Genomic DNA, 20,514 nt, shown 5'->3' on the forward strand with positions numbered 1-20,514 from the left:
GACCCTAGCCGAGCTGTTTGTCCACGAAACACCATCGCCACGTCTCGCCCGGCTCGAAGCTGCGCATCACGGGGTGCCGGCTCTCGTGGAAGTGGCGGGTCGCGTGGCGGCGCGGCGAGGAGTCGCAGCACGCGACGTTGCCGCACTTGAGGCACATCCGCAGGTGCACCCAGGTCGTCCCCTCCTCGACGCAGGCCGCGCAGGTGTCCGGCGAGCTGGGGTCCTTGTCGACCCACTCGTGGGCCAGGTGCTTGCACGAGCCGGCCGTCGCGGCCGGGGTGCGCAGCTCGCGGCCCTCGACCTCGGGTTCCTCCTCGGCGCGGTCGAGCATGGACTCCTCGATGTCGAGGCGCTCCAGGACCTTCCGCAGGACGTCGTCGTCGGCGCTGCCGGCGGCACGGGCCTTCAGGAACTGGTCGCGTTCGACCTCGAGGAGCTGGATCCGCAGCCGGCGGTAGGCGTCACTGGGCGTCTCGGCCAGCACGCTCTGCCGGCCCAGCTGCTCCCACGCCGAGTCGGACCGGTTCTGCAGCCGGTCGCGGATGCGCTGGATGATCTCGGGCGGGTCGTCGGGCTGCTGGATCTCCTCGAGCTTCAGCAGGGCCGCGGTGGTCATGTCGTGCAGCACGGACGCCTCCTGCAGCGCGTCCTCCGCCGGGTCCGGCCGGGGCAGGCGCAGCCGCCGGATCAGCGGCGGCAGCGTCATGCCCTGCACGGCGAGCGTGCCGGCCACGACGACGAACGCCGCGAGCACCAGCACGGCCCGCTGCGGGGTGTCGGCGGGCAGCACGAACGCGGCGGCGAGCGTCACGACCCCGCGCATGCCCGCCCAGGAGATCACCGCCGAGTAGCGCCACGGCCAGATCTTCGCCTGCTGCCGCTTCGGGATGAGCCGCCGTTCCAGCCGTTTCACGGTGCCGATCCCGAGCATCCACAGCATCCGCGTGGCGATCGTCGCGCCGAGCACCGCGACGCAGATCCAGGTCAGCAACCCGAGCGACAACCCGGTTTCGCTGACCTCGGACAGGATCCGCCGCAGCTGCAGGCCGATCAGCAGGAAGACCATGTTCTCCAGCAGGAACGCGATGGTCTGCCAGTTCAGCCTGCTGGCCAGGCGCGCCGAGCCGGAGAGGATCTTCGGGGCCTTGTGCCCGAGGATCAGCCCGGCGACGACCACCGCGAGCACCCCGGACCCGTGGATCGCCTCGGCCGGGATGTAGGCGATGAACGGCACCGCGAACGACAGCGCGGTGTCGAGCACCGCTTCGTTCATCCGCGCGCGGATGAACGCGGCCACGAACCCGATGACCAGCCCGACCACGATCCCGCCGATGGCCGCGCGCAGGAAGTCGGCGCCGACCTGCCAGATGCTGACCGAGCCGGCCAGCGCGGCGATGGCCGTGCGCAGCGCGACCAGCGCGGCCGCGTCGTTGAACAGGCTCTCGCCCTCCAGCAGCCGGATCAGCTTGCGGGGCATGCCGACGCGGCGGGCGACGACGCTGGCGGCGACCGCGTCCGGCGGCGCGACGATCGCCCCGAGCGCGATCGCGCCGGCCAGCGGCAGGTCGGGGACCACGGCCCAGGCGACCAGCCCGACGCCGAAGGCGGTGAACACGACCAGCCCGACCGACATCAGCCCGATCGCGCCGCGGTTCTTCCGGAAGTCCACGAGGGACGTCTGGATGGCCGCCGAGTACAGCAGCGGCGGGAGCAGGCCGAGGAGCACGACCTCGGGGTCCAGGTGGTACTCGGGCACGCCCGGCACGTAGGACGCGCCGACGCCGACGACGATCAGGCACAGGGGTGCGGACCAGTCCAGCCGCCGCGCGAGCGCGCTGACGACGAGGACGGTCACGACCAGGGCCACTATCTCTGCCGCGATGTGCACGGGGTAATCATCACCCGGACCGCCGTGGCGGTGTGCCGCGCGGGTCGGTTCTGGTTGAATCCTCCCTGGCTCAGCGAGTGGACGCCGCCGGCTCCTGAAGCCCTGCTTGATCCGTTTCGTCCGATCATGGAGGGTTTTGATGGCGGTTTCGCAAGCACGACGTCTGCTGCGGCTCGGCCTGGTGGCCGCGCTGACGGCCGCGGCACTGGCCGGCGGGGTGGCCACCGCCTCGGCCGCGCCCGTCCCGTTCACCAGCGTCGTCCCGGCGCCCGCGAGCGCCGTCCCGGCGAGCGGGGTGAGCTACACACTCGGTTCCGGCGTCGCGATCTCCGCCGACGTCGCCGCGATCGGGGACCAGCTCGCGACGACCCTGCGCCGGTCGACCGGCTACGCGATCCCGGTGCACACGCCGCCGTCGGGCACCGACGGCGTCCGGCTGCTGCTCTCGGGCGCGCCGGATTCGGTCGGTGACCAGGGCTACCAGCTCGACGTCACGGCGTCGGGCGTGGTCGTGCGGGCCCGGCAGGCCGCGGGTCTGTTCGCCGGCGTCCAGACGCTGCTGCAGCTGCTCCCGCCCGCCGCGCAGGGCAGCACCGTGACGGCCGGGCCGTGGGTGCTGGCCGGCGGCCGGATCACCGACCAGCCGCGGTTCGGCTACCGCGGCGCGATGCTCGACGTCGCCCGGCACTTCTTCTCCGTCGCGCAGGTCGAGCGGTACGTCGACCAGCTCGCCCGCTACAAGGTGAACACCTTGCACCTGCACCTGGCCGACGACCAGGGCTGGCGGATCGTGATCAACGGCTGGGAGCGGCTGGCGACCTACGGCGGCAGCACCCAGACCGGCGGTGGGCCGGGCGGCTACTACACGCAGGCCGACTACGCCGCGATCGTCGCCTACGCGCAGGCGCGGTACATCACGGTCGTGCCGGAGATCGACATGCCGGGCCACATGAACGCCGCGCTGGCCTCCTACGCCGAGCTGAACTGCGACGGCAAGGCACGCCCGCTCTACACCGGCACCGACGTCGGGTTCAGCTCGCTGTGCACGTCGAAGGAGATCACGTACACGTTCCTCGACGCCGTCATCGGCCAGCTGGCCGCGCTTACCCCGGGGAAGTACCTGCACATCGGCGGGGACGAGGCGCAGTCGACGAAACCGGCCGACTACAAGACGTTCATGAACCGCGTCCAGCAGATCACGGCGTCACACGGCAAGAGTGCGCTGGCCTGGCACGACGTCGTCAACGCGACCCCGGCGGCCGGCACGGTCGCGCAGTTCTGGGACACCACCACGAGCAACAGCGCGGTGGCGACGGCGGCCAGGAACGGGACGAAGCTCGTGCTGTCCCCGGCGAACCACGCCTACCTCGACATGAAGTACACGTCGAGCTCGCCGATCGGGCAGGACTGGGCCGGGCTCGTCGAGGTCAAGAAGGCCTACGACTGGAACCCCGGCGCGTACCTGTCCGGCGTCGCCGAGTCCGCCGTCACGGGCGTCGAAGCTCCACTGTGGACGGAGACGGTCACGACGAGCGCGGACGTCGAGTACCTGGCCTTCCCGCGGCTCGCGGCGATCGCCGAGCTCGGCTGGTCGCCGCAGGGCACGCACGACTGGACGGCGTTCTCGAAGCGGCTCGCCGCTCAGGGACCACTCTGGAAACTGCTGGGGCTCAAGTACTACAAGTCCCCGCAGGTGCCCTGGCCGGCCGGTTCCTAGCCGCGGCGGCGCAGGCGGAAGTACAGGCCGAGCACTCCGAGCAGGGCCGCCGCGCCGCCCGCCCAGGCCAGCCCGGCGCCCCACACCGGGCCGAGTGAAACGCCCTCGTCGTAGTGCGGGCGGGCGGCGGCCGGCACGGTCGCGGCGAACTCGTCGACGCGCTGCTGGATGCGGGCCCGGTCGACCGTCGAGAGCGAGTCGGCGCCCAGGTCCTTCGCGAGCGTTTCGACGGCTTGGTTCTGGGCTTCGCTGAACCCGGGGTAGCGCACCGAGGAGCCGCCGCGCGGCATACACGCCAGCACCAGGCCGTCGTACTCGTCGAAGTGCGCTTCGCCGGCACCGCACTCGGCGCCGGGCCGCGAGAAGTCGGCGAGGTACGCGGTGTCGGCGGCGTGCTGTTCCGCGATGCCCGTCACGACCGCGGCCGCGCCGAACGCGGTGAGGGCGAGGAGCAGGACGACCGACAGGACGCGGATCACCATGCGGGCATTGTCCGCCTAGGCTGGCTTCGTGACGATGGCAGAGATCGCGGGCGGCGCGGTGCGCGGCTCCGCGCGGGACGGGGTCAGGACGTTCCTCGGCGTGCCGTACGCCGAGCCGCCGGTGGGGGCGCTGCGGTTCCGCGCACCGCGGCCGGCGCCGCCCTGGTCCGACGTCCGCGACGCGACCCGGTGGGCCCCGCGGGCGCCGCAGCCCGAGCTGACCGGGCGGGGCTTCACCGGCGACGAGGACTGCCTCTACGTCAACGTCTACGCGCCGGCGGAGCCCGGCCCGTACCCGGTGCTGGTGTGGATCCACGGCGGTGGCGGCGTGATGGGCGCGCCGCACCAGTTCGACGGGTCGGCGCTGGCCCGTCGTGGGGTGGTCGTCGTGACCGTCGCCTACCGGCTCGGCGTCCTCGGCATGCTGCACCTGCCCGGCGTCGCCGACGCGAACCTTTCGCTGCGCGACCAGGTCGCCGCGCTGGAATGGGTGCGCGACAACGTCTCCGCGTTCGGCGGCGACCCGGCGCGGGTGACGCTGGCCGGGCAGTCCAACGGCGGCCGCACGGTCGGGACGCTGCTGGCCGTGCCCGCCACGCGCGGCCTGGTCCGGCGGGCGATCGTGCAGAGCGGCACCGGCGTCGGCGCGGTGGTGCACACCGCGGCCGAGGGCGCGGCGATCGCGTCGGCGGTCCTGAAGGAGCTGGACGTCTCGGCTGCGGAGCTGGCGGCGTTGCCGGTGACGCGGATTCTCCAGGCGCAGCAACGGGTCTCGGCCGCGTCGGGCACCAAGGTCACCTACCGCGTGGTCGTCGACGGCGACCTGCTGCCTTCGCGCCCGCTCGACGGCGTCCGCGAAGTCCCGCTGCTCATCGGGACGACGGCCGACGAGGAAGACCTGTTCAGCTGGCTGCAGTCGGGCGGCGCGAAGCTCCTCGGCGCCGGCTCGACGATGCTGGGGCCCGCCGAGATCGACAAGGCCGTCGCGGCGTACACCGAGCTGCTCGACTGGCCGGACGAGCAGGTCCGCAACCGGGCGCTGACGGCGGGGGACTGGTGGATCCCGGCGATCCGGTTCGCCGAGAAGCAGCGCGACGCCTGGATGTACCGCCTCGACTGGCGGATCGCGCCCCGCGGCCGCGGCCTGGGCGCGCCGCACGGCCTGGACCTGCCGTTGGTGTTCGACGACATCGGCAACAGGAACTGGCGTTTCCTCTTCGCCGGCCGCCCCCGCCCCACCGAGCGCCTGCAGGCACTGGCGACGGAGATGTCGAGCGCTTGGGTCCGCTTCATCACCACGGGCGACCCGGGCTGGCCGCGCTACACGCCGTCCGAGCGCATCACGCGCCTCTTCGACGACGTCAGCACCACGGTCTCCGACCCGGACCGCGCCCAGCGCCTGCTCTGGGACACCTTGTAAAGCCGTGAAGGACTCCTTACCGGCGCTAAGAGCCGGTAAGGAGTCCTTCACGGACTTGGGCTAGACGGTGATCTTGTCGACGTTCGGGCCGCCGTTGGCGGTCGTCGCGGTCGTCTTGATCTTGTTCGGCCCGGCGGTCAGCGTCACGTGGACTGTGACCGTCTGCCAGGTGTCCCAGTTCCCGGTGCCGCCGAAGGCCAGCGCGGACGCCACCTTCGTGCCGTTCACCGAGACGTCCATCGGGCGGTTCACCGTGGTGCCGTTGGCGTACCGCAGGACGACGTCGGCGGGGCCGGCGGCGGCCGCGTCGACGGAGAACTCCACCGCGCTGCCGGTCGCGTTGTCGTAGTTGACGAACCCGCTGCCGGTGAACCCGGCGTGGTTCGACTCCGCGACACCGCTGGTGATCGTGGCGTCCTCGGCCTGGTAGTCAGCCGGGGTGCCGGGGGTGCCCGGATCGGTGGTGCCGTTCGCGGGGACCGTCTTCGTGCCGGTGTTCCAGCCCGCGACCCGCACGGACGGCGTCGCGCCCTTGAGGTCCGCGGTCCGGTACGTCGCGGTGAGCGTGGCCGACTCGCCGGGCCAGAGGCTGACCTGGTTGTCGGTCCACGTCACCGGCAGCACCGGTGCGCCCGCCGCGCCGAGGACGTGCGCGTCGACGAAGAACGCCGGCAGCTTGCCGGTGGAGCTGTTCTTCAGCGTCACCTTGGTGGTCGTGGTGCCGTCGGAGTTCGCCGCCGAGTTCGCGGTGGTGTCGACCGCGACCTGGCCCAGGCTGTTCAGCCCGGTCAGGTCGGCGTACGACGTCGTCGGCGTGTAGTACCAGTCGCTGTTGTCCCAGTCGAGCGTGTCGGTCTTGGTGGACAGCCAGTAGACGTTGCGGCTGACCTCCTTGCCCGCCGGGTCGGTCAGGACGAGCTTCGCCAGGTACGTCGTCGACAGGCCGCTCACCGCGGGGATGGTCAGCGCGGTGGTCTTGGCGCCGTCACCGCCGACCGAGAGACCGGTCTTGGACTGGGTGAACTTCTCCGTCCCGTCGAGGTTGTACAGCTTGACCGACGCGGTCAGGTTCGCCGCCGCGTCGTGGTTGTGGTTGACCACCACGACGGACTTGTTGTCGTAGGAGTACTGGATGTGCAGCGGCTCGTTCGCCTTTTTGGCCCCGAAGTACGAGCCGTTCTGGTCGAGGTAGGCGTCGAACAGCTGCCAGTGCAGCGACGTCCAGCCGCTGTTGAGCATCCAGTAGATGATCCCGGTCGACGGGTTCGAACTGTCGCTGAAGTTGCGCGAGTGCGACTCGAACTCGGCGCGGACGTTCTCGTACTGCGCCAGCTGCGCCTTGCGGACGAAGTCGTCCAGGCTCGCCGGCTTGCCGTAGCGGCCGGTCAGCGCGTCGCCGTAGAGCTTCAGGTTGGCGAACGTCGAGGACGACGACCGGTGGTACTGCGCGGTCGACGGGCTCTTCCACAACGTGTCCAGCTCGCTCGACGACATCATCCGCTTGAGCGTGTCCATCGTCGGGATGTCCGGCCCGGCGCTGGTTTCGGAGTTGAAGCCGAACGCCCCGCCGAGGTCGGTGTGCGCCTTGTCGTACCAGTAGTTCGGCGGGACGTAGTCGTACGGCCCGTTCATCTTCATGCCGGACGCGCCGAGCTGCGGCGACGACTTCGCCGACGCGGCCGGGACGATCGGGGTGGCCCAGTCCGCGGCCTTCAGCGCGTCGAGGTAGTTCTTCTCGATCGTCGCGTCGGGGGCGAAGTCGCTGCCGATCAGGAACGAGATGACGCTCGGGTGATCGCGCAGCCGCTCGGCCTCCGCGGTCATCGACGCCTTGGCGATCGGGTAGTCGGCGGCGGTCCAGGGGTCACCCTTCTCGCTGCCGTTGACCTGGCCCTCCCACTTGTCGCAGCACTCCCAGCCGGGCAGCGTCAGCACGCCCATCCGGTCGGCGAGGTCGAAGAACTCGTCCGGCTCGATGTGCCCTTCCAGGCGCACGGTGTTGAGCCCGAGGTCCTTGACGTAGGCCAGCTTGTCCGCCGCGTACTGCGCGTTCCAGCGCAGGAACAGGTCCGGCGAGTAGCCGCCGCCCTTGATCAGCAGCGGGCGCCCGTTGATCGTGTACGCCCGGCCGCCGGCGGAGTTGACCGTCGACTTCACCTCGCGCACGCCGAAGCTCTCGTGGGAGGTGTCCGACGCCGCGCCGCCGACGTTCGCGCTGAGGTCGAGGTCGTAGAGCGGCTGCCCGCCCATCCCGGCCGGCCACCACACATGCGGGTTGTCGATCCCGGCGACCGGGAAGGTGACGGTCTTCTTTTCCTTGGCCGCCAGGGAAACCGTCTGGCTGATCGCCTTGCCGGCGACCGTGCCGGACACGGTCGCCGAGACCGCGGCCGCCGAGTCGTTGCGGACGTCGGCCTTGACCGTGAGGTCGGCGTGGGTCGTCCCGGTCAGCTTCGTCACGACGTGGCCGCCGCGCAGCGCGACCGGCCCGCTGCGGCGGACCAGGACGTCGCGCACGATGCCCATGTTCTGGTCCGGCGGGGTCTGCGCCCAGTCGATCCAGCCCATCGACAGGTCCTTGTCCGGGTCGTTCGGGTAGACCTTGAACGCGACGCTGTTCGTGCCGGCCTTCACCTGCGCGGTGATGTCCAGGTCCTGCCGCGTGTAGGCGCCGTTGACCTGCGCTTTGTCCGCGATCTTCGTCCCGTTGACCCAGACGTCGGCCTTCGACAGCACGCCGCTGAAGTCGAGGTAGGTGCGCTGGGTGGTGTCGGTGACGGTGAGGTCGGTGCGGTACCACCACGGGACCTTGAAGTCCGCGGCCGGCACGTTCTTCATGTTCGTCGAGTAGAACGGGTCGGCGTACTTGCCGTTGGCCAGCAGCCCGGCGTAGACCGTCGAGCGCGGGCCGACCGGGTACCATCCGGCGGTGTTGAAGCCGGGCTTCGACACCGCCGAGTCGTCGCTGACCTGGGCCGAGGTCTGGATCAGGAAACCGGGGACCGCGGTGGCCGGGCCGGCCGCGGCGACGGTGGCTTTCGCCGCCACCTGCCCGCTGGCCGCCGGAACGGCCGCCCCGCCCAGCGCGACGGCCAGCGTGACCGCCGCCAGCAGCCGTAAGGTTGTTCTTTGCCGATGACTCACTAGCTGCGCCTCCTAGGCACCACGGCGGCGAGGGACGGTGACCATCGTTAGGTAACTTTCCTAACAATTGCGGACGATAGTAGCGGTCCGGTCACTCCGGGAACAGGGGTGTTCGTCCGGTTGGTCAGCTCCGCGCCGCGTGCCACGCGGCCGCCGCGCGCAGGGCCAGCAGGAGCGGCAGCGAGCCGTCTTCCCAGATCCGCCGCGGGAGTGCCTCGCTCAGCGGAACACCGCCGGCCAGCGCGGCGCCGACCACCGCGAGATCGACGTCGAAGAGCGTCAACCCGGCGCTGTAGAGCCGTTCGCCGCTGACCGGCCGGCGTCCGGCGACGTCCGCGCTGTCGACGTCCAGCTCGGTCAGCCCGAAGAACTCCGGCTTCGCCCCGCGTTCCATCCAGCGCGCGAAGCCGACGAGCCGGGTCTCGCGGAGGTCTTCGGGCTTGAGGCCGCTTTCCTCGCACAGCTCGCGTTCCATGCCCGCGCGGACGGCGTCGTGCAGCAGCGGCCTGGGCTCGCCGGCCGGCGTCCGCAGGTCACGGGGTTCGAGCGAGCCGCTGCCCGAGGGCGCCAGCAGCAGCCCGCTCGCGGCGTTGAGCGACGACTGCCGGACGGTGACGAGCTTGCCGTCGGTGGTGAAGGCGACCGTGGAGACGCCGACCAGGTCCGTCAGCGCGCTGCTGCTCAACGTCCGCAGCGCGCCCGCGGAGTCGGTGAGCTCGGCCTTGCGCAGGTCGTACTCCTCGCCGGTCTCGCCGCGGGTGATGCGCAGCGTGCCGAGCTCGTTCGAGCAGACGGCGTCGAAGAACCGCGCGCGGTGCAGCCGGATCGGCGCGGGCCGCGAGCCGGCGGCGGGCAGCGGATCGCCGTGCATGCCGACGACCGGGCCGTTGAAGAGCAACCGCCCCCGGGCGCGCAGCGGAAGCACGTGCGGCGCGGTCGCCTTCAGCGCGGGCGGCAGCCGGTAGGGCTCCTCCGCGACGGTGATCGTGTGCTGCCCCGCCCAGAGGTCCCGGTCGATCGCGGCGCTGACCAGCGCGGTCCCGCGCGCGGGCACGGCGAGGTACTCCGACGGCGGATAGGCGGCGGGCGGCGGCAGGTCATCGATGGGGAAGGGTGCGGCGATCGCGGTGAACTCGAACCCGGCCCAGCGGCGGCGCAGCAGCCGGACGTCCCGGGTGAAGGTGGTGACGCCGAGCGCGAGCGCGACGACCGACAGCACGACGCCGACGGCACTGGGCAGAATGGTGACGACGCCGAGCAGCACCCCGAGCCCGGACGCGGCGAGCGGCCATTCCCGGGCGCCGATGAAGCCGAAGTAGTCCGCCTTCGCCCGCGCGCGGCGCGTCAGTTTTCCCATCGCCGCACTGTTTTAGCACGACGGGGTGCTGCGCGGGACGGGTTTCGGCGACTGCCGTCGATCCGGTCCGCTCGGCTTCAGGCTGCCGTGGCTTGCTTCAGCTGGCCGGGCGCGTCGCCCAGCGTGCGCGGCGCTCGGCGGCAGGCTTCCGGTCGCCTGCTCGACGCGGCCGCGTCAGGCTTCCGCGTCGAGGTAGACCCAGTGGCCGTCGTCGCGGCGGAAGCGGCTGTTCTCCTCCAGGAAGCCGTCGCGGCCGCGGTGGCGGTAGTGCGCGCGGAACTCGACGGTGCCCTCGTTGTGCAGCAGGCCGCCGCCGGTGCGGGCGAGGATCTCCAGCCGCGTCCACTCCTGGCCGGCGTCGAGCGCCAGCTTCCGCGGCCGGGTGTCCGGGTGCCAGGTGCGCAGCAGGTAACCGGCGTCCCCGACGGCGAAGGCGCTGAACCGCGACCGCATCAGCAGCTCGGCGGTCGGCGCCGCCAGGCCACCGTCGTGGAACCGGCCACAGCAGGCGGCGTAGGACCCGGTGAGGCCACACGGGCAGGAAGCGGGAGACATCCCGGAATTGTGCCACGGCGCGCCGAGCGGGCGGCAGCCGTCCTTTGTGGACTAACCCGCGTTGACCGGCTTGCCGCTTTCCCGCGCCTCCTGGGCGCCGCGCACCGCGAGGCGGTCCGCGCGCTCGTTGCCCGGCAGGCCCGCGTGGCCCTTCACCCAGAGCCACTCCACCTCGTGCTCGCGGACCGCTTCGTCCAGGCGCTGCCACAGGTCCGCGTTCTTGACCGGCTCGCGCGCCGCCGTCTTCCAGCCGTTGCTCTTCCACCTCGGGAGCCACTGCGTGATGCCGTTGCGCACGTACGTGCTGTCGGTGAACACGCGGACCTGCGATGGCCGCTTCAGGCTCTCCAGCGCGCGGATCGGCGCCGTGAGCTCCATGCGGTTGTTCGTCGTCGGGGTGGCTTCGCCGCCGTACAGCTCGCGCTCGTGCCGCCCGTACGTCAGCACCGCGCCCCAGCCGCCGGGTCCCGGGTTTCCGCTGCACGCGCCGTCGGTGTAGATCTCCACGGCCTGTCCGTCCTCGCCTGCCACGGCGGCGACCCTACCGGTCGTCTTGCCCTCGCCCCGGGCCACCACGCCGGGTTACGGTGGAGATCCGGAACGGAGTGGGAGGCGCTCCGATGAACGGGCACGACGCGAGTGACACGACCGACGGCGCGCTGCTGGGGTACCTCACCGACGCCGATCGCGAGTACCTGCTCGCCCAGGGCGTCCGCCGCCGCTTCCGGTCGGACGACGTCGTGCTCATGGAAGGCGACCCGTCCGACCACGTCCACGTGCTGGTCTCGGGCTGGGTGCGCATCTCCACGATCGTCGAGGACGGCCGCGAGGTGCTCTTCGGGCTGCGCGGCCCCGGCGAGGTGCTGGGCGAGCTGGCGGCGATCAACGGCTGGCCGCGCACGGTGTCGTGCCGCGCCATCGAACCGTGCCACGTCGTCCAGCTGACCGGCGACCGGTTCCTCGCCGCGCTGCGGGCCCGGCCCGAGATCGCCATCGCGACGATCAAGACCGTCGCGGTCCGGCTGCGCGCCGCCGAGGCCGCCCGCGTCGACTCGGCGGCGTACGACGTGAGCCGTCGCGTGGCGGTCCACCTGGTGCGGCTGGCCGACGAGCACGGCCGTACCGTGGCCGACGGTATCCTCATCGAGGCGGGATTTTCGCAGGAGGACATGGCGGGGCAGGTCGGCGCCGCCCGCCGGACCGTCGCGCGGGCGCTGGCCGTCCTTCGGGAGCGGGGCGTCGTGGAGACCGGCCGCCGCCGCATCCTCATCCGCCGGATGCGCGTCCTGCGCGCGCTGGCCCGTTCTGAGCCGAACGGCACACAACGCCCGTGACAACGGGCCTCTGAGAACCGCCAGCCTCGCGCGATTCTGGGATCGGCCGGAAAAGAAAGAGATGCCACCGGCCGGATTCCGTTTTTGAGCGAGGCTCGGGGGAGTGCTTGTCGTGAACGTCTACTGCAAAATCCGGACCCTGGTGAAATCCGTTTCCGCCGCGTTCGCCGCCGGCGTCGTAGCGGGTTTGCTGGTGGCCTCCGGAACCGCGGCGGAACCGGCGGCACCGATCCCCACCTCGTCCTGGGTGCAGCGATGAGGAGGTGTGTGATGGAGAGCCACTCGATCTGGGCGCTGATCTTCGGCGCGAACTGACGCACCCGCGGTGCGGCCCGGTCGGCCGGCTCGTGGGGGGTCGACCGGCCGGGCTATTCGCACGTGCGCAACTGTCCGCTATTTGTCATGCCGCCGCGGAACTGCCGCTGGTAAGGTGACGAGCCGTTCTGCGACTCTCTTTCTGCCGCAGTGAGAAGGAGGGCCGGGTGACGGCGGAGAACTCCTTCCCGTTCGTGCGCGAGCTGAACGAACTGCGCCGCGGCCGCGGTCTGGACGCCACCGATCTGCACCAGCGGATCGGGCCGTGCCTGCGCGAAGCGTGCCGGATCGCCGAGGCCGACTCGCCCGCCGCCGCGCGCCACAAGCTCGTCCTGCGGCTCACCGAGCTCTGCGGCCGGCTGCCCGCGGACCTGCGGCTGGCCGCGCTGGCGGCGCTCGGCCTGCACGAGGAGGCGGCCGGGGAGTTCCTGGACCGGCGGATCTCGTGGCTGGCCGGCATGCTCGACCGGGACCCGCGCACCGCGCGCCGGCGCATCGACCTCGCCTTCCGCCGGCTCGACGAGCTGCTCGGCGAACCCAGCCAGGGCCGGGACCTGCATCCGCTGGCCGGCTGGTACGTCGAGTCGATGAAGGTGATGCTCCGCTTCGACCGCGAACTCCCGGACCTGCAGGAGGAACGCCGGATCGTCGCGGAGGTCGACGAGCTCGACGAGCTGGTCCTGTCCTTCAGCGTGCCGGCCGTGCCCGGCACCGACCCGGTGCCCGACATCACCGCAGACGTGCTCTTCGGCGGCGAGATCGTCGAGGCCAAGCAGGTTTCGGCGAGTCACGCGCAGTTCGTCATGCGGCTGCCCAGCCCGCTGCGGCTGGGCCAGCGCCACGAGTACGGCATCCGGTTCACGCCGCAGCGGACGTCGTTGCGGCCGTACTACGCCCTCACCCCGTTGCGCCGCTGCGAGGAGTTCTCGGTCCGCGTCCGCTTCGACCGCGCCGATCCGCCGGCCCGGGTGTGGCGGCTCAACGGCGTGCCGGGGCGGGTGGTCGACGACGGCGTCGACTCGGGGGACGCGCTGACCGTCAACCGGGTCGGCGAGGTGGGGCTGGAGTTCCACGAGCTGCACCAGGGGCTGAGCTACGGCCTGCAGTGGTCGTTCGACCCCCGGGGTGACTGAGCCGGACTGAATGAGCCGGGAGGAATGAGGAGGCCGTGCGCACCGTCCCGCTGGCCGCGACCGTCGTCCGGATCGGGATCGTCGCCCCGAGCCGCGGCCGCACCGCGCGTTCGGTGCACCTCGCCGTCACCCTCGACGCGGTGCTGGACGAGGTGTTCGAGCGCGTCCCGGTGCCGTACCGCACCCCGAGCTGGTACCGGCGCCCGGAAGGGGACAACACGACGCTGGTCATCCCGCCGGCGGTGCCGCCGCGGTGGGTCGCGACCGGGCTGGTCGAGCTGGTGGCCGAGGCGCTGGGACGCCGCAACCGGCACCTCAACGAGTTCGGCCGGCTGCGCCTGCGGCTGGCGGTCGCCCACGGCGACGTCGTGCTGCGCCCGCCCTACTTCGGCGGCGCCGCGGTCGCGTTGTCGTCCTGGCTGTGCGACTCGGACGAGCTGAAGGCGGCGATGACCGCGGCCCCGGAGGCGGACCAGGTGCTGATCGTGTCCGACCGGCTCTACGACGAGGTCGCCGGTGAGGGCGAGCACGACCTGGACCCGGCGGTGTTCCGGCGGGTCGTCGTCCGGGCCGGCGGCGGGCGGGAGATCGGCTGGCTGCACGCCCGTCCGGATGCTGGGACGCGGAATAGTGGGGCGGGGGACGGGTTGCCTCCTGTGTAGCCGACGGGAAGGGGCCCCAGCGATGAGCACGTTCACGCAGGAGTGGCAGGACTGGAAGACCGGGCGCGAGTCGGACCTCGCCGCACCGCACGGCTGGCTGGCGCTGGTGTCGCTGGACTGGCTGACCGACGCCCCGCGCGAGTACCCGGGCATCCCCGGCCGCTGGTGGCAGGACGCCGACGCGGCGTACGTCGACCCGGCCGGCGCCTCGCTCGAGCACGACGGCACCCCGATCACGGACGTCCGGCGCTTCGAGCTGGTCAACAGCGGCGCGGGCACGCGCGTGCTGGCCGGCGACGTCGAGATCGAGGTGGCTCGCCGCTCGGGGTACCTGATCCGGGTGCACGACCCGAAGGCCGAGGTGCTGCGCGCCTTCCACGGCGTCCCGGCGTACGAGCCGTCGCCGTCGTGGGTGCTGTCCGGCCGCTTCGAGCCGTTCGACGCGCCCCGGCCGACCACGGTGGGTGCGGTGGTCGAGGGCCTGAGCCACGTCTACACCGCGCCGGGCCTGGTCCACTTCGAGCACGACGGCGCGTCGCACACGCTGACCGCGTTCAACGGCAAGGAAGGCGGCTTCAGCATCCTGTTCACGGACGGGACGAGCGGCGTCACGACGTACGCGGCCAACCGGTCGCTGCCGGTCGGCGCGCCGGCCGCGGACGGCACGGTGACGCTGGACTTCAACCGCGCGGTCAACCTGCCGTGCGCGTTCACGGACTTCGCGACGTGCCCCCTGCCCCCGGCGGGCAACCACCTGGCCTTCGCGGTGGAGGCGGGGGAGAAGACCCCGTACGAGCGCTGACGGGGTCTGCCCCACGTTTCAGCTGGCGACGTCGATCACGACGCGGTTGGGCGCGGTGAGCGTGAAGACGTTCACCGTCGTCCGCGACCGCACGCCGAGCCCGACGGTCAGCTGGGCTTCGAAGTCCCCGGTGACGGCGACGGCCATGACGTTGCGCAGGTTCCACGTCCGGAACTTCTGCGGCCCGGTGTAGGTGGGCACGCCGTTGTCGTCGTGCGCGGCGGCGAACGGCACGGTGACGTTGACGAAGTACTGCCCGGTGAGCCACACGACGTCCCCGGTCGGGTCGGCGGTGAGCTCGTCGAACAGCTGGTAGCCGGCGCTGGGCGCGCCGCCGGCGGTGAGGTCGAGCACGATCCGGTCGAACCCGGGGTTGGCCCCGGTCCGGATGGCGGTCAGGGTGGGAACGCTGGACACGGCGGCGTTCGCGGGCGCCGCGGCCGCGGTCACCGCGGCGGCGAGCAACATGGTGACGGCGACGAGGGCGCGTCTGACGGGTCTGGACATGGGTGGGCCTCCTGGCGGGTGCGAACCGGTGGAAGCCCCAGCGCTGGGGTCATGCGGGGGACGCCCGGTTCGTCCGGGGAGTTGCCCGGTGTCCGGGATCGGCGGCCCAAGCGTTACCCCGGCTGCTCCGAACGTGTCGTGAGCGGGAAACAGTGCTCTGACGCTGTTTCCCGCTCACGACCGTGTTCGGCACGTCACCAGCCGCGTTCGCGCCATTCGGCCAGCTTCGGGCGCTCGGCGCCCAGCGTCGAGTCGTCGCCGTGGCCCGGGTAGAACCACGTGTCGTCCGGCAGCTCGTCGAAGATCCGGGACGACACGTCGTCCACCAGTGTCGAGAAGTCCTCCGGGGACGTCGTCCGGCCCACGCCGCCTGGGAAGAGCGAGTCTCCGGTGAACAGGTGCGGGTGGCCCGCGGGATCCCGGTACAGCAGGGCGATCGAGCCCGGTGTGTGGCCGCGCAGGTGGATCACCGAAAGGGTGACCTTGCCCACCGTGAGCGTGTCTCCGTGCTCCACCAGGAAGTCCGGCGGGACCGGCAACGGCTCGGCGTCCAGCGGGTGCGCCGCGGTGTTCGAGCCGTTCGCTCCCGCCACCGCGCCCAGGGCCTGCCAGTGGTCCTGGTGCTGGTGGGTCGTGACGACCGTGCGCAGGGCCGGGCGGTCCGGGCCGTGGCCGATCAGGTCGGAGATGCGCTCGGGGTCGCTCGCCGCGTCGATGAGCAGGGCTTCGTTGTCTGCCCGGCACACCAGCAGATACGCGTTGTTGTCCATCGGGCCGACGGACAGCTTGGTGATGGTCAGCGCGTCCAGGGTCCGCCGGGAGGCGTCGCCGCCCGGGTCGACGTGCCCGGTGTAGGTCTCCACGATGTTCACCCCGCCCACGGTAGTCGGGGCACCGCAAGCGGTTCCACCCGCACAAGCGTGCGCTCACCTCGCCACGTAGGCTCGCCGGAGCCCCGCAAGCCGACCCCCGCGCCGACCCGTGCCGACCCAGGGAAGACCGTGCCGACGACTCCGACGCCGACCCCGGTGCGAGGCGTACGCCGGATCAGCTGGGACCTCCTGCGCGTCTTCGCCGTCCTCGCGGTGATCCTCGGACATGTCACCCACCAGGGTGCACTCTTGCACCCGGAGCTCACGGGGTACCCCGTGCGGGTGACCGCGCAGTTCGGGGCGGCGATCCTCCTGGTGATCTCCGCGTTCTTCGTGTGCGCGAGCCTTCGCAAAGGCAATCCGGGCCGGTGGCTGTGGAACCGGGTCGCGCGGCTCGTGCCCGCCTACCTGGTCGCGGTGCTCGTCACCTACCTGGTGACGCGGTACGCCGCCATCCGGTTCAGCGGGCTGCCGTTCCCGCCGGGCCTGACCGGCTTCCTCTTCGGCGTGCCGCAGGGCCTGCCGACGGACCCCTCGCCCTGGTACATCCCGACCTGGGCCGACCTGCTCGCCAACCTGGGCATGGTCCCCGAATGGGGTTACCGTTTCGAGTGGTTTTACTACCTTGACGGCTCCTATTGGACACTCCCCGTGCAGCTCGCGGCCTTCGCTTGCGCGGCGCTGCTGTGGCCGCGGGCGTGGCGGACACACCGGGTGACCGTCGGCCTGCTGTGGGCGCTGATCCTGGTGCCGCTGGTGATCCGGTTCGCGATCGTCCCGCCGTCGCTGGAGCCCTCCACGCACCAGAAGGTCATCGACTCCGTCTTCTACGGCCTGGGCCTGCACCGCGCGCACGTCTTCGCCATCGGCGCCGCCCTCTGGCTGTGGTCGAAGGAGCGGCTCGCCCACTGGCACGTCGCGCTGTTCGTGCTCGCCACCTGCGTGGCGCAGGACCTGCAGGTGTTCCCGTTCCACCGCGAACTGCCGCAGGACGCCCAGCGCTGGCCGTCCACGATCGGGTTCGCCGTGCTGCTCGCAGGCGTCTGCTTCGCCGCGCGCGGACCGGACTGGCGCTTCCCCGGGCTGCGCCGGATCGCCCCGGCCGTCACCTGGCTCGCGGGCATCTCGTATGGTCTTTATCTGGTGCACCAGGAACTGGGTTACATCCTGGCGCGCGCCCTGATCAACCTCGGCGTCCCCGGCTGGCTGCGGCTCCCCGCGGTCGTGGCCGCCGCCGTGCTGGCGGGCTGGGCGATCACCGCGGGCGTCGAACGGCCGGTCCACCGGTGGCTCACCGCTCGCCGGGATCGCCATCGCAAGCCGGAAGAACCGCAGGTCACGGACTCGGAGCCGGTTTTTGTCGGTGGTGGCTCGTAGCATGGAGGCCGCCGCTCGTGCAGTCTCCGACCGAGCCGGCAACCAGCTGAGAATGACACTGAAGGGACCCTGGCGTGGCTGATCGCCTCGTTGTTCGCGGCGCCCGCGAGCACAACCTCCGCGGCGTGGATCTCGACCTGCCCCGCGACAGCCTGATCGTGTTCACGGGTCTGTCCGGCTCCGGGAAGTCGAGCCTCGCCTTCGACACCATCTTCGCCGAGGGGCAGCGCCGGTACGTCGAGTCGCTGTCCGCGTACGCCCGCCAGTTCCTGGGGCAGATGGACAAGCCGGACGTCGACTTCATCGAGGGCCTCTCGCCCGCGGTGTCGATCGACCAGAAGTCCACCTCGCGCAACCCGCGCTCGACCGTGGGCACGATCACCGAGGTCTACGACTACCTCCGGCTGCTCTACGCCCGCGCCGGCAAGGCCCACTGCCCCAAGTGCGGCGAGCCGATCAGCAAGCAGACCCCGCAGCAGATCGTCGACCAGGTGCTGGAGATGGACGAGGGCGTCCGCTTCCAGGTGCTCGCCCCGGTCGTGCGCGGCCGCAAGGGCGAGTACGTCGACCTGTTCGAGAACCTGCAGCAGCAGGGGTACGCGCGCGTGGTCGTCGACGGCACGGTGCACCCGCTCACCGACCCGCCGAAGCTGAAGAAGCAGGAGAAGCACCAGATCGGCGTGGTGATCGACCGGCTGAGCGTGAAGTCGAGCTCGCGCCAGCGGCTCACCGACTCGGTCGAGACGGCGCTGCGGCTGGCCGACGGGCTGATCGAGCTCGAGTTCGTCGACCTGCCGGAGAACGACCCGCACCGCATCCGCGGCTTCTCCGAGAACCTGGCCTGCCCGAACGGCCACCCGCTGGCCATCGAGGACCTCGAGCCCCGCTCGTTCTCCTTCAACTCGCCCTACGGCGCGTGCCCGGTGTGCACCGGCATCGGCATCCGCAAGGAGGTCGACCCGGAGCTGGTGGTGCCGGACGACGAGCTGTCGCTGGCCGAGGGCGCGATCGCGCCGTGGGCGGGCGGGCAGAGCGCGGACTACTTCGTCCGGCTGCTCGAGTCGCTGTCGGAGACCATCGGGTTCCGGATGGACACGGCGTGGCGCAAGCTGCCCGCGCGCGCCCAGAAGGCGGTGCTGCACGGCGTCGACGAGCAGGTGCACGTCCGCTACAAGAACCGCTACGGCCGCCAGCGGTCGTACTACGCCAGCTTCGAGGGCGTCATCCCGTTCCTCGAGCGGCGCCAGGAGCAGACCGAGTCCGAGTACATGCGCGAGCGGTACGAGGGCTACATGCGCGAGGTGCCGTGCCCGACCTGCCAGGGCACCCGGCTCAAGCCGGAGATCCTCGCCGTCACGCTGCAGCACAAGACCCGCGGTGACATGTCGATCGCCGAGGTCTGCGGGCTCTCCATCGCCGAGGCGTCGCAGTTCCTCGACGAGCTGGAGCTCGGCCAGCGCGAGTCGATGATCGCCGGGGCCGTGCTCAAGGAGATCCAGGCCCGCCTGCGGTTCCTGCTCGACGTCGGCCTCACGTACCTCTCGCTCGACCGCGCGTCGGGCACGCTGTCGGGCGGCGAGGCGCAGCGCATCCGGCTCGCCACGCAGATCGGCTCCGGCCTGGTCGGCGTGCTGTACGTGCTGGACGAGCCGTCGATCGGCCTGCACCAGCGCGACAACCACCGGCTGATCGAGACGCTGACCCGGCTGCGCAACCTGGGCAACACGCTGATCGTCGTCGAGCACGACGAGGACACCATCCGCTCCAGCGACTGGGTGGTCGACATCGGCCCGGGCGCCGGCGAGCACGGCGGCCACATCGTCCACAGTGGACCGTACAAGAAGCTGCTGAAGAGCAAGGAGTCGCTCACCGGGCAGTACCTGTCCGGGCGCCGCAGGATCGAGGTCCCGGCGATCCGGCGGCCGATCGACAAGAAGCGGCAGCTGACCGTCATCGGCGCGCGCGAGCACAACCTGCGCGGGCTGGACGTCTCGTTCCCGCTCGGCTGCCTCGTCTCGGTCACCGGCGTCTCCGGTTCGGGCAAGTCGACGCTGGTGAACGACATCCTGGCGACGGTGCTGGCGAACAAGCTCAACGGCGCCCGCCAGGTGCCGGGCCGCCACACCCGGATCAACGGCCTGGCCCAGGTCGACAAGCTGGTGCGCGTCGACCAGTCGCCGATCGGGCGGACCCCGCGGTCCAACCCGGCCACCTACACCGGCGTCTGGGACCACGTCCGCAAACTGTTCTCGGCGACCACCGAGGCGAAGGTGCGCGGCTACCAGCAGGGCCGGTTCTCGTTCAACGTCAAGGGCGGCCGCTGCGAGGCGTGCGCCGGCGACGGCACGATCAAGATCGAGATGAACTTCCTGCCGGACGTCTACGTCCCGTGCGAGGTCTGCAAGGGCGCGCGGTACAACCGCGAGACCCTCGAGGTGCACTACAAGGGCAAGACCGTCTCGGACGTGCTCGACATGCCGATCGAAGAGGCGGCGGAGTTCTTCGAGCCGATCAAGGCGATCCACCGGCACCTGCAGACCCTGGTCGACGTCGGCCTCGGCTACGTCCGGCTCGGCCAGCCGGCGCCGACGCTGTCCGGTGGTGAGGCGCAGCGCGTGAAGCTGGCGAGCGAGCTGCAGAAGCGCTCGACCGGCAAGACGGTCTACATCCTCGACGAGCCGACCACCGGCCTGCACTTCGAGGACATCAACAAGCTCATCGGCGTGATCAACGGCTTGGTCGACAAGGGCAACTCGGTGATCGTGATCGAGCACAACCTCGACGTGATCAAGACGTCCGACTGGATCATCGACATGGGCCCGGAGGGCGGCAACGGCGGTGGCACGGTGATCGCCGAGGGCACGCCCGAGCACGTGGCCGGGGTCGAGACCAGCTACACCGGCGAGTTCCTGCGCCACGTCCTCACGGCCGAGTAGGCCGGGTAGCGCG

At 71.4% G+C, this 20,514-nt stretch carries 17 protein-coding genes; 9 read left to right on the top strand and 8 right to left on the bottom strand.

Features of this window, described 5'->3' with window-relative positions:
• Positions 1 to 4 precede the first annotated feature (4 nt).
• The gene (locus tag OG570_RS27060; protein WP_326951216.1) at positions 5 to 1,888 is read right to left on the bottom strand and encodes a Na+/H+ antiporter; all 1,884 of its coding nucleotides are present in this window, start codon (positions 1,886 to 1,888) and stop codon (positions 5 to 7) included.
• Positions 1,889 to 2,027: 139 nt separating this feature from the next.
• On the opposite strand from OG570_RS27060, the gene OG570_RS27065 reads away from it, so the two are divergent.
• Positions 2,028 to 3,605 (top strand): beta-N-acetylhexosaminidase, encoded by a 1,578-nt coding sequence (locus OG570_RS27065; RefSeq protein WP_326952028.1) that lies wholly within the window; start codon positions 2,028 to 2,030, stop codon positions 3,603 to 3,605.
• Here OG570_RS27065 and OG570_RS27070 read toward each other — a convergent pair.
• Positions 3,602 to 4,087, bottom strand: a complete 486-nt coding sequence (locus OG570_RS27070) for a hypothetical protein (protein WP_326952029.1) — start codon at positions 4,085 to 4,087, stop codon at positions 3,602 to 3,604. The genes OG570_RS27065 and OG570_RS27070 overlap by 4 nt on opposite strands.
• Positions 4,088 to 4,121: 34 nt before the next feature.
• Between OG570_RS27070 and OG570_RS27075 the strand changes: the two genes are divergently transcribed.
• A complete protein-coding gene (locus OG570_RS27075) occupies positions 4,122 to 5,507 on the top strand; it encodes a carboxylesterase/lipase family protein (protein WP_442788330.1) in 1,386 nt (461 codons plus the stop codon).
• Between the two features lie 60 nt (positions 5,508 to 5,567).
• Here OG570_RS27075 and OG570_RS27080 read toward each other — a convergent pair whose 3' ends face one another.
• From OG570_RS27080 to rnhA, 4 genes are all read right to left on the bottom strand, one after another.
• Positions 5,568 to 8,651: a glycosyl hydrolase 2 galactose-binding domain-containing protein gene (locus OG570_RS27080; protein ID WP_326952031.1), complete on the bottom strand. Its 3,084-nt coding sequence runs from the start codon at positions 8,649 to 8,651 to the stop codon at positions 5,568 to 5,570.
• 124 nt (positions 8,652 to 8,775) lie between these two features.
• Positions 8,776 to 10,008 (bottom strand): hypothetical protein, encoded by a 1,233-nt coding sequence (locus OG570_RS27085; RefSeq protein ID WP_326952032.1) that lies wholly within the window; start codon positions 10,006 to 10,008, stop codon positions 8,776 to 8,778.
• Positions 10,009 to 10,182: 174 nt separating this feature from the next.
• Positions 10,183 to 10,563, bottom strand: a complete 381-nt coding sequence (locus OG570_RS27090) for a YchJ family protein (RefSeq protein WP_326952033.1) — start codon at positions 10,561 to 10,563, stop codon at positions 10,183 to 10,185.
• A gap of 51 nt (positions 10,564 to 10,614) precedes the next feature.
• Positions 10,615 to 11,094, bottom strand: a complete 480-nt coding sequence (rnhA, locus tag OG570_RS27095) for a ribonuclease HI (RefSeq protein WP_326951208.1) — start codon at positions 11,092 to 11,094, stop codon at positions 10,615 to 10,617.
• Positions 11,095 to 11,183: 89 nt separating this feature from the next.
• Here rnhA and OG570_RS27100 point away from each other — a divergent pair, with 89 nt between their 5' ends.
• The 5 genes from OG570_RS27100 (at position 11,184) to OG570_RS27120 (ending at position 14,809) form a co-directional block, all read left to right on the top strand.
• Positions 11,184 to 11,897 (top strand): Crp/Fnr family transcriptional regulator, encoded by a 714-nt coding sequence (locus tag OG570_RS27100; protein WP_326952034.1) that lies wholly within the window; start codon positions 11,184 to 11,186, stop codon positions 11,895 to 11,897.
• A gap of 112 nt (positions 11,898 to 12,009) precedes the next feature.
• Positions 12,010 to 12,156 (top strand): hypothetical protein, encoded by a 147-nt coding sequence (locus OG570_RS27105; RefSeq protein WP_326952035.1) that lies wholly within the window; start codon positions 12,010 to 12,012, stop codon positions 12,154 to 12,156.
• A gap of 223 nt (positions 12,157 to 12,379) precedes the next feature.
• Entirely contained in the window at positions 12,380 to 13,345 is a 966-nt protein-coding gene (locus tag OG570_RS27110; RefSeq protein ID WP_326951205.1) for a hypothetical protein, read from the top strand.
• Positions 13,346 to 13,380: 35 nt separating this feature from the next.
• A complete protein-coding gene (locus OG570_RS27115) occupies positions 13,381 to 14,007 on the top strand; it encodes a hypothetical protein (RefSeq protein ID WP_326952036.1) in 627 nt (208 codons plus the stop codon).
• Positions 14,008 to 14,029: 22 nt separating this feature from the next.
• A complete protein-coding gene (locus tag OG570_RS27120; protein ID WP_326951203.1) occupies positions 14,030 to 14,809 on the top strand; it encodes a DUF1684 domain-containing protein in 780 nt (259 codons plus the stop codon).
• An 18-nt stretch (positions 14,810 to 14,827) separates the two neighbouring features.
• Here OG570_RS27120 and OG570_RS27125 read toward each other — a convergent pair whose 3' ends face one another.
• Positions 14,828 to 15,316 (bottom strand): AMIN-like domain-containing (lipo)protein, encoded by a 489-nt coding sequence (locus OG570_RS27125; protein ID WP_326952037.1) that lies wholly within the window; start codon positions 15,314 to 15,316, stop codon positions 14,828 to 14,830.
• Positions 15,317 to 15,510: 194 nt separating this feature from the next.
• Positions 15,511 to 16,188, bottom strand: a complete 678-nt coding sequence (locus OG570_RS27130; RefSeq protein WP_326951201.1) for an MBL fold metallo-hydrolase — start codon at positions 16,186 to 16,188, stop codon at positions 15,511 to 15,513.
• 129 nt (positions 16,189 to 16,317) lie between these two features.
• On the opposite strand from OG570_RS27130, the gene OG570_RS27135 reads away from it, so the two are divergent.
• Positions 16,318 to 17,565: an acyltransferase family protein gene (locus OG570_RS27135; protein ID WP_326952038.1), complete on the top strand. Its 1,248-nt coding sequence runs from the start codon at positions 16,318 to 16,320 to the stop codon at positions 17,563 to 17,565.
• Positions 17,566 to 17,639: 74 nt separating this feature from the next.
• Positions 17,640 to 20,501, top strand: a complete 2,862-nt coding sequence (gene uvrA / locus OG570_RS27140) for an excinuclease ABC subunit UvrA (protein ID WP_326951199.1) — start codon at positions 17,640 to 17,642, stop codon at positions 20,499 to 20,501.
• Positions 20,502 to 20,514: the final 13 nt, after the last annotated feature.

The sequence above is a fragment of the Amycolatopsis sp. NBC_01286 genome (assembly GCF_035982555.1).
Lineage (GTDB): Bacteria > Actinomycetota > Actinomycetes > Mycobacteriales > Pseudonocardiaceae > Amycolatopsis.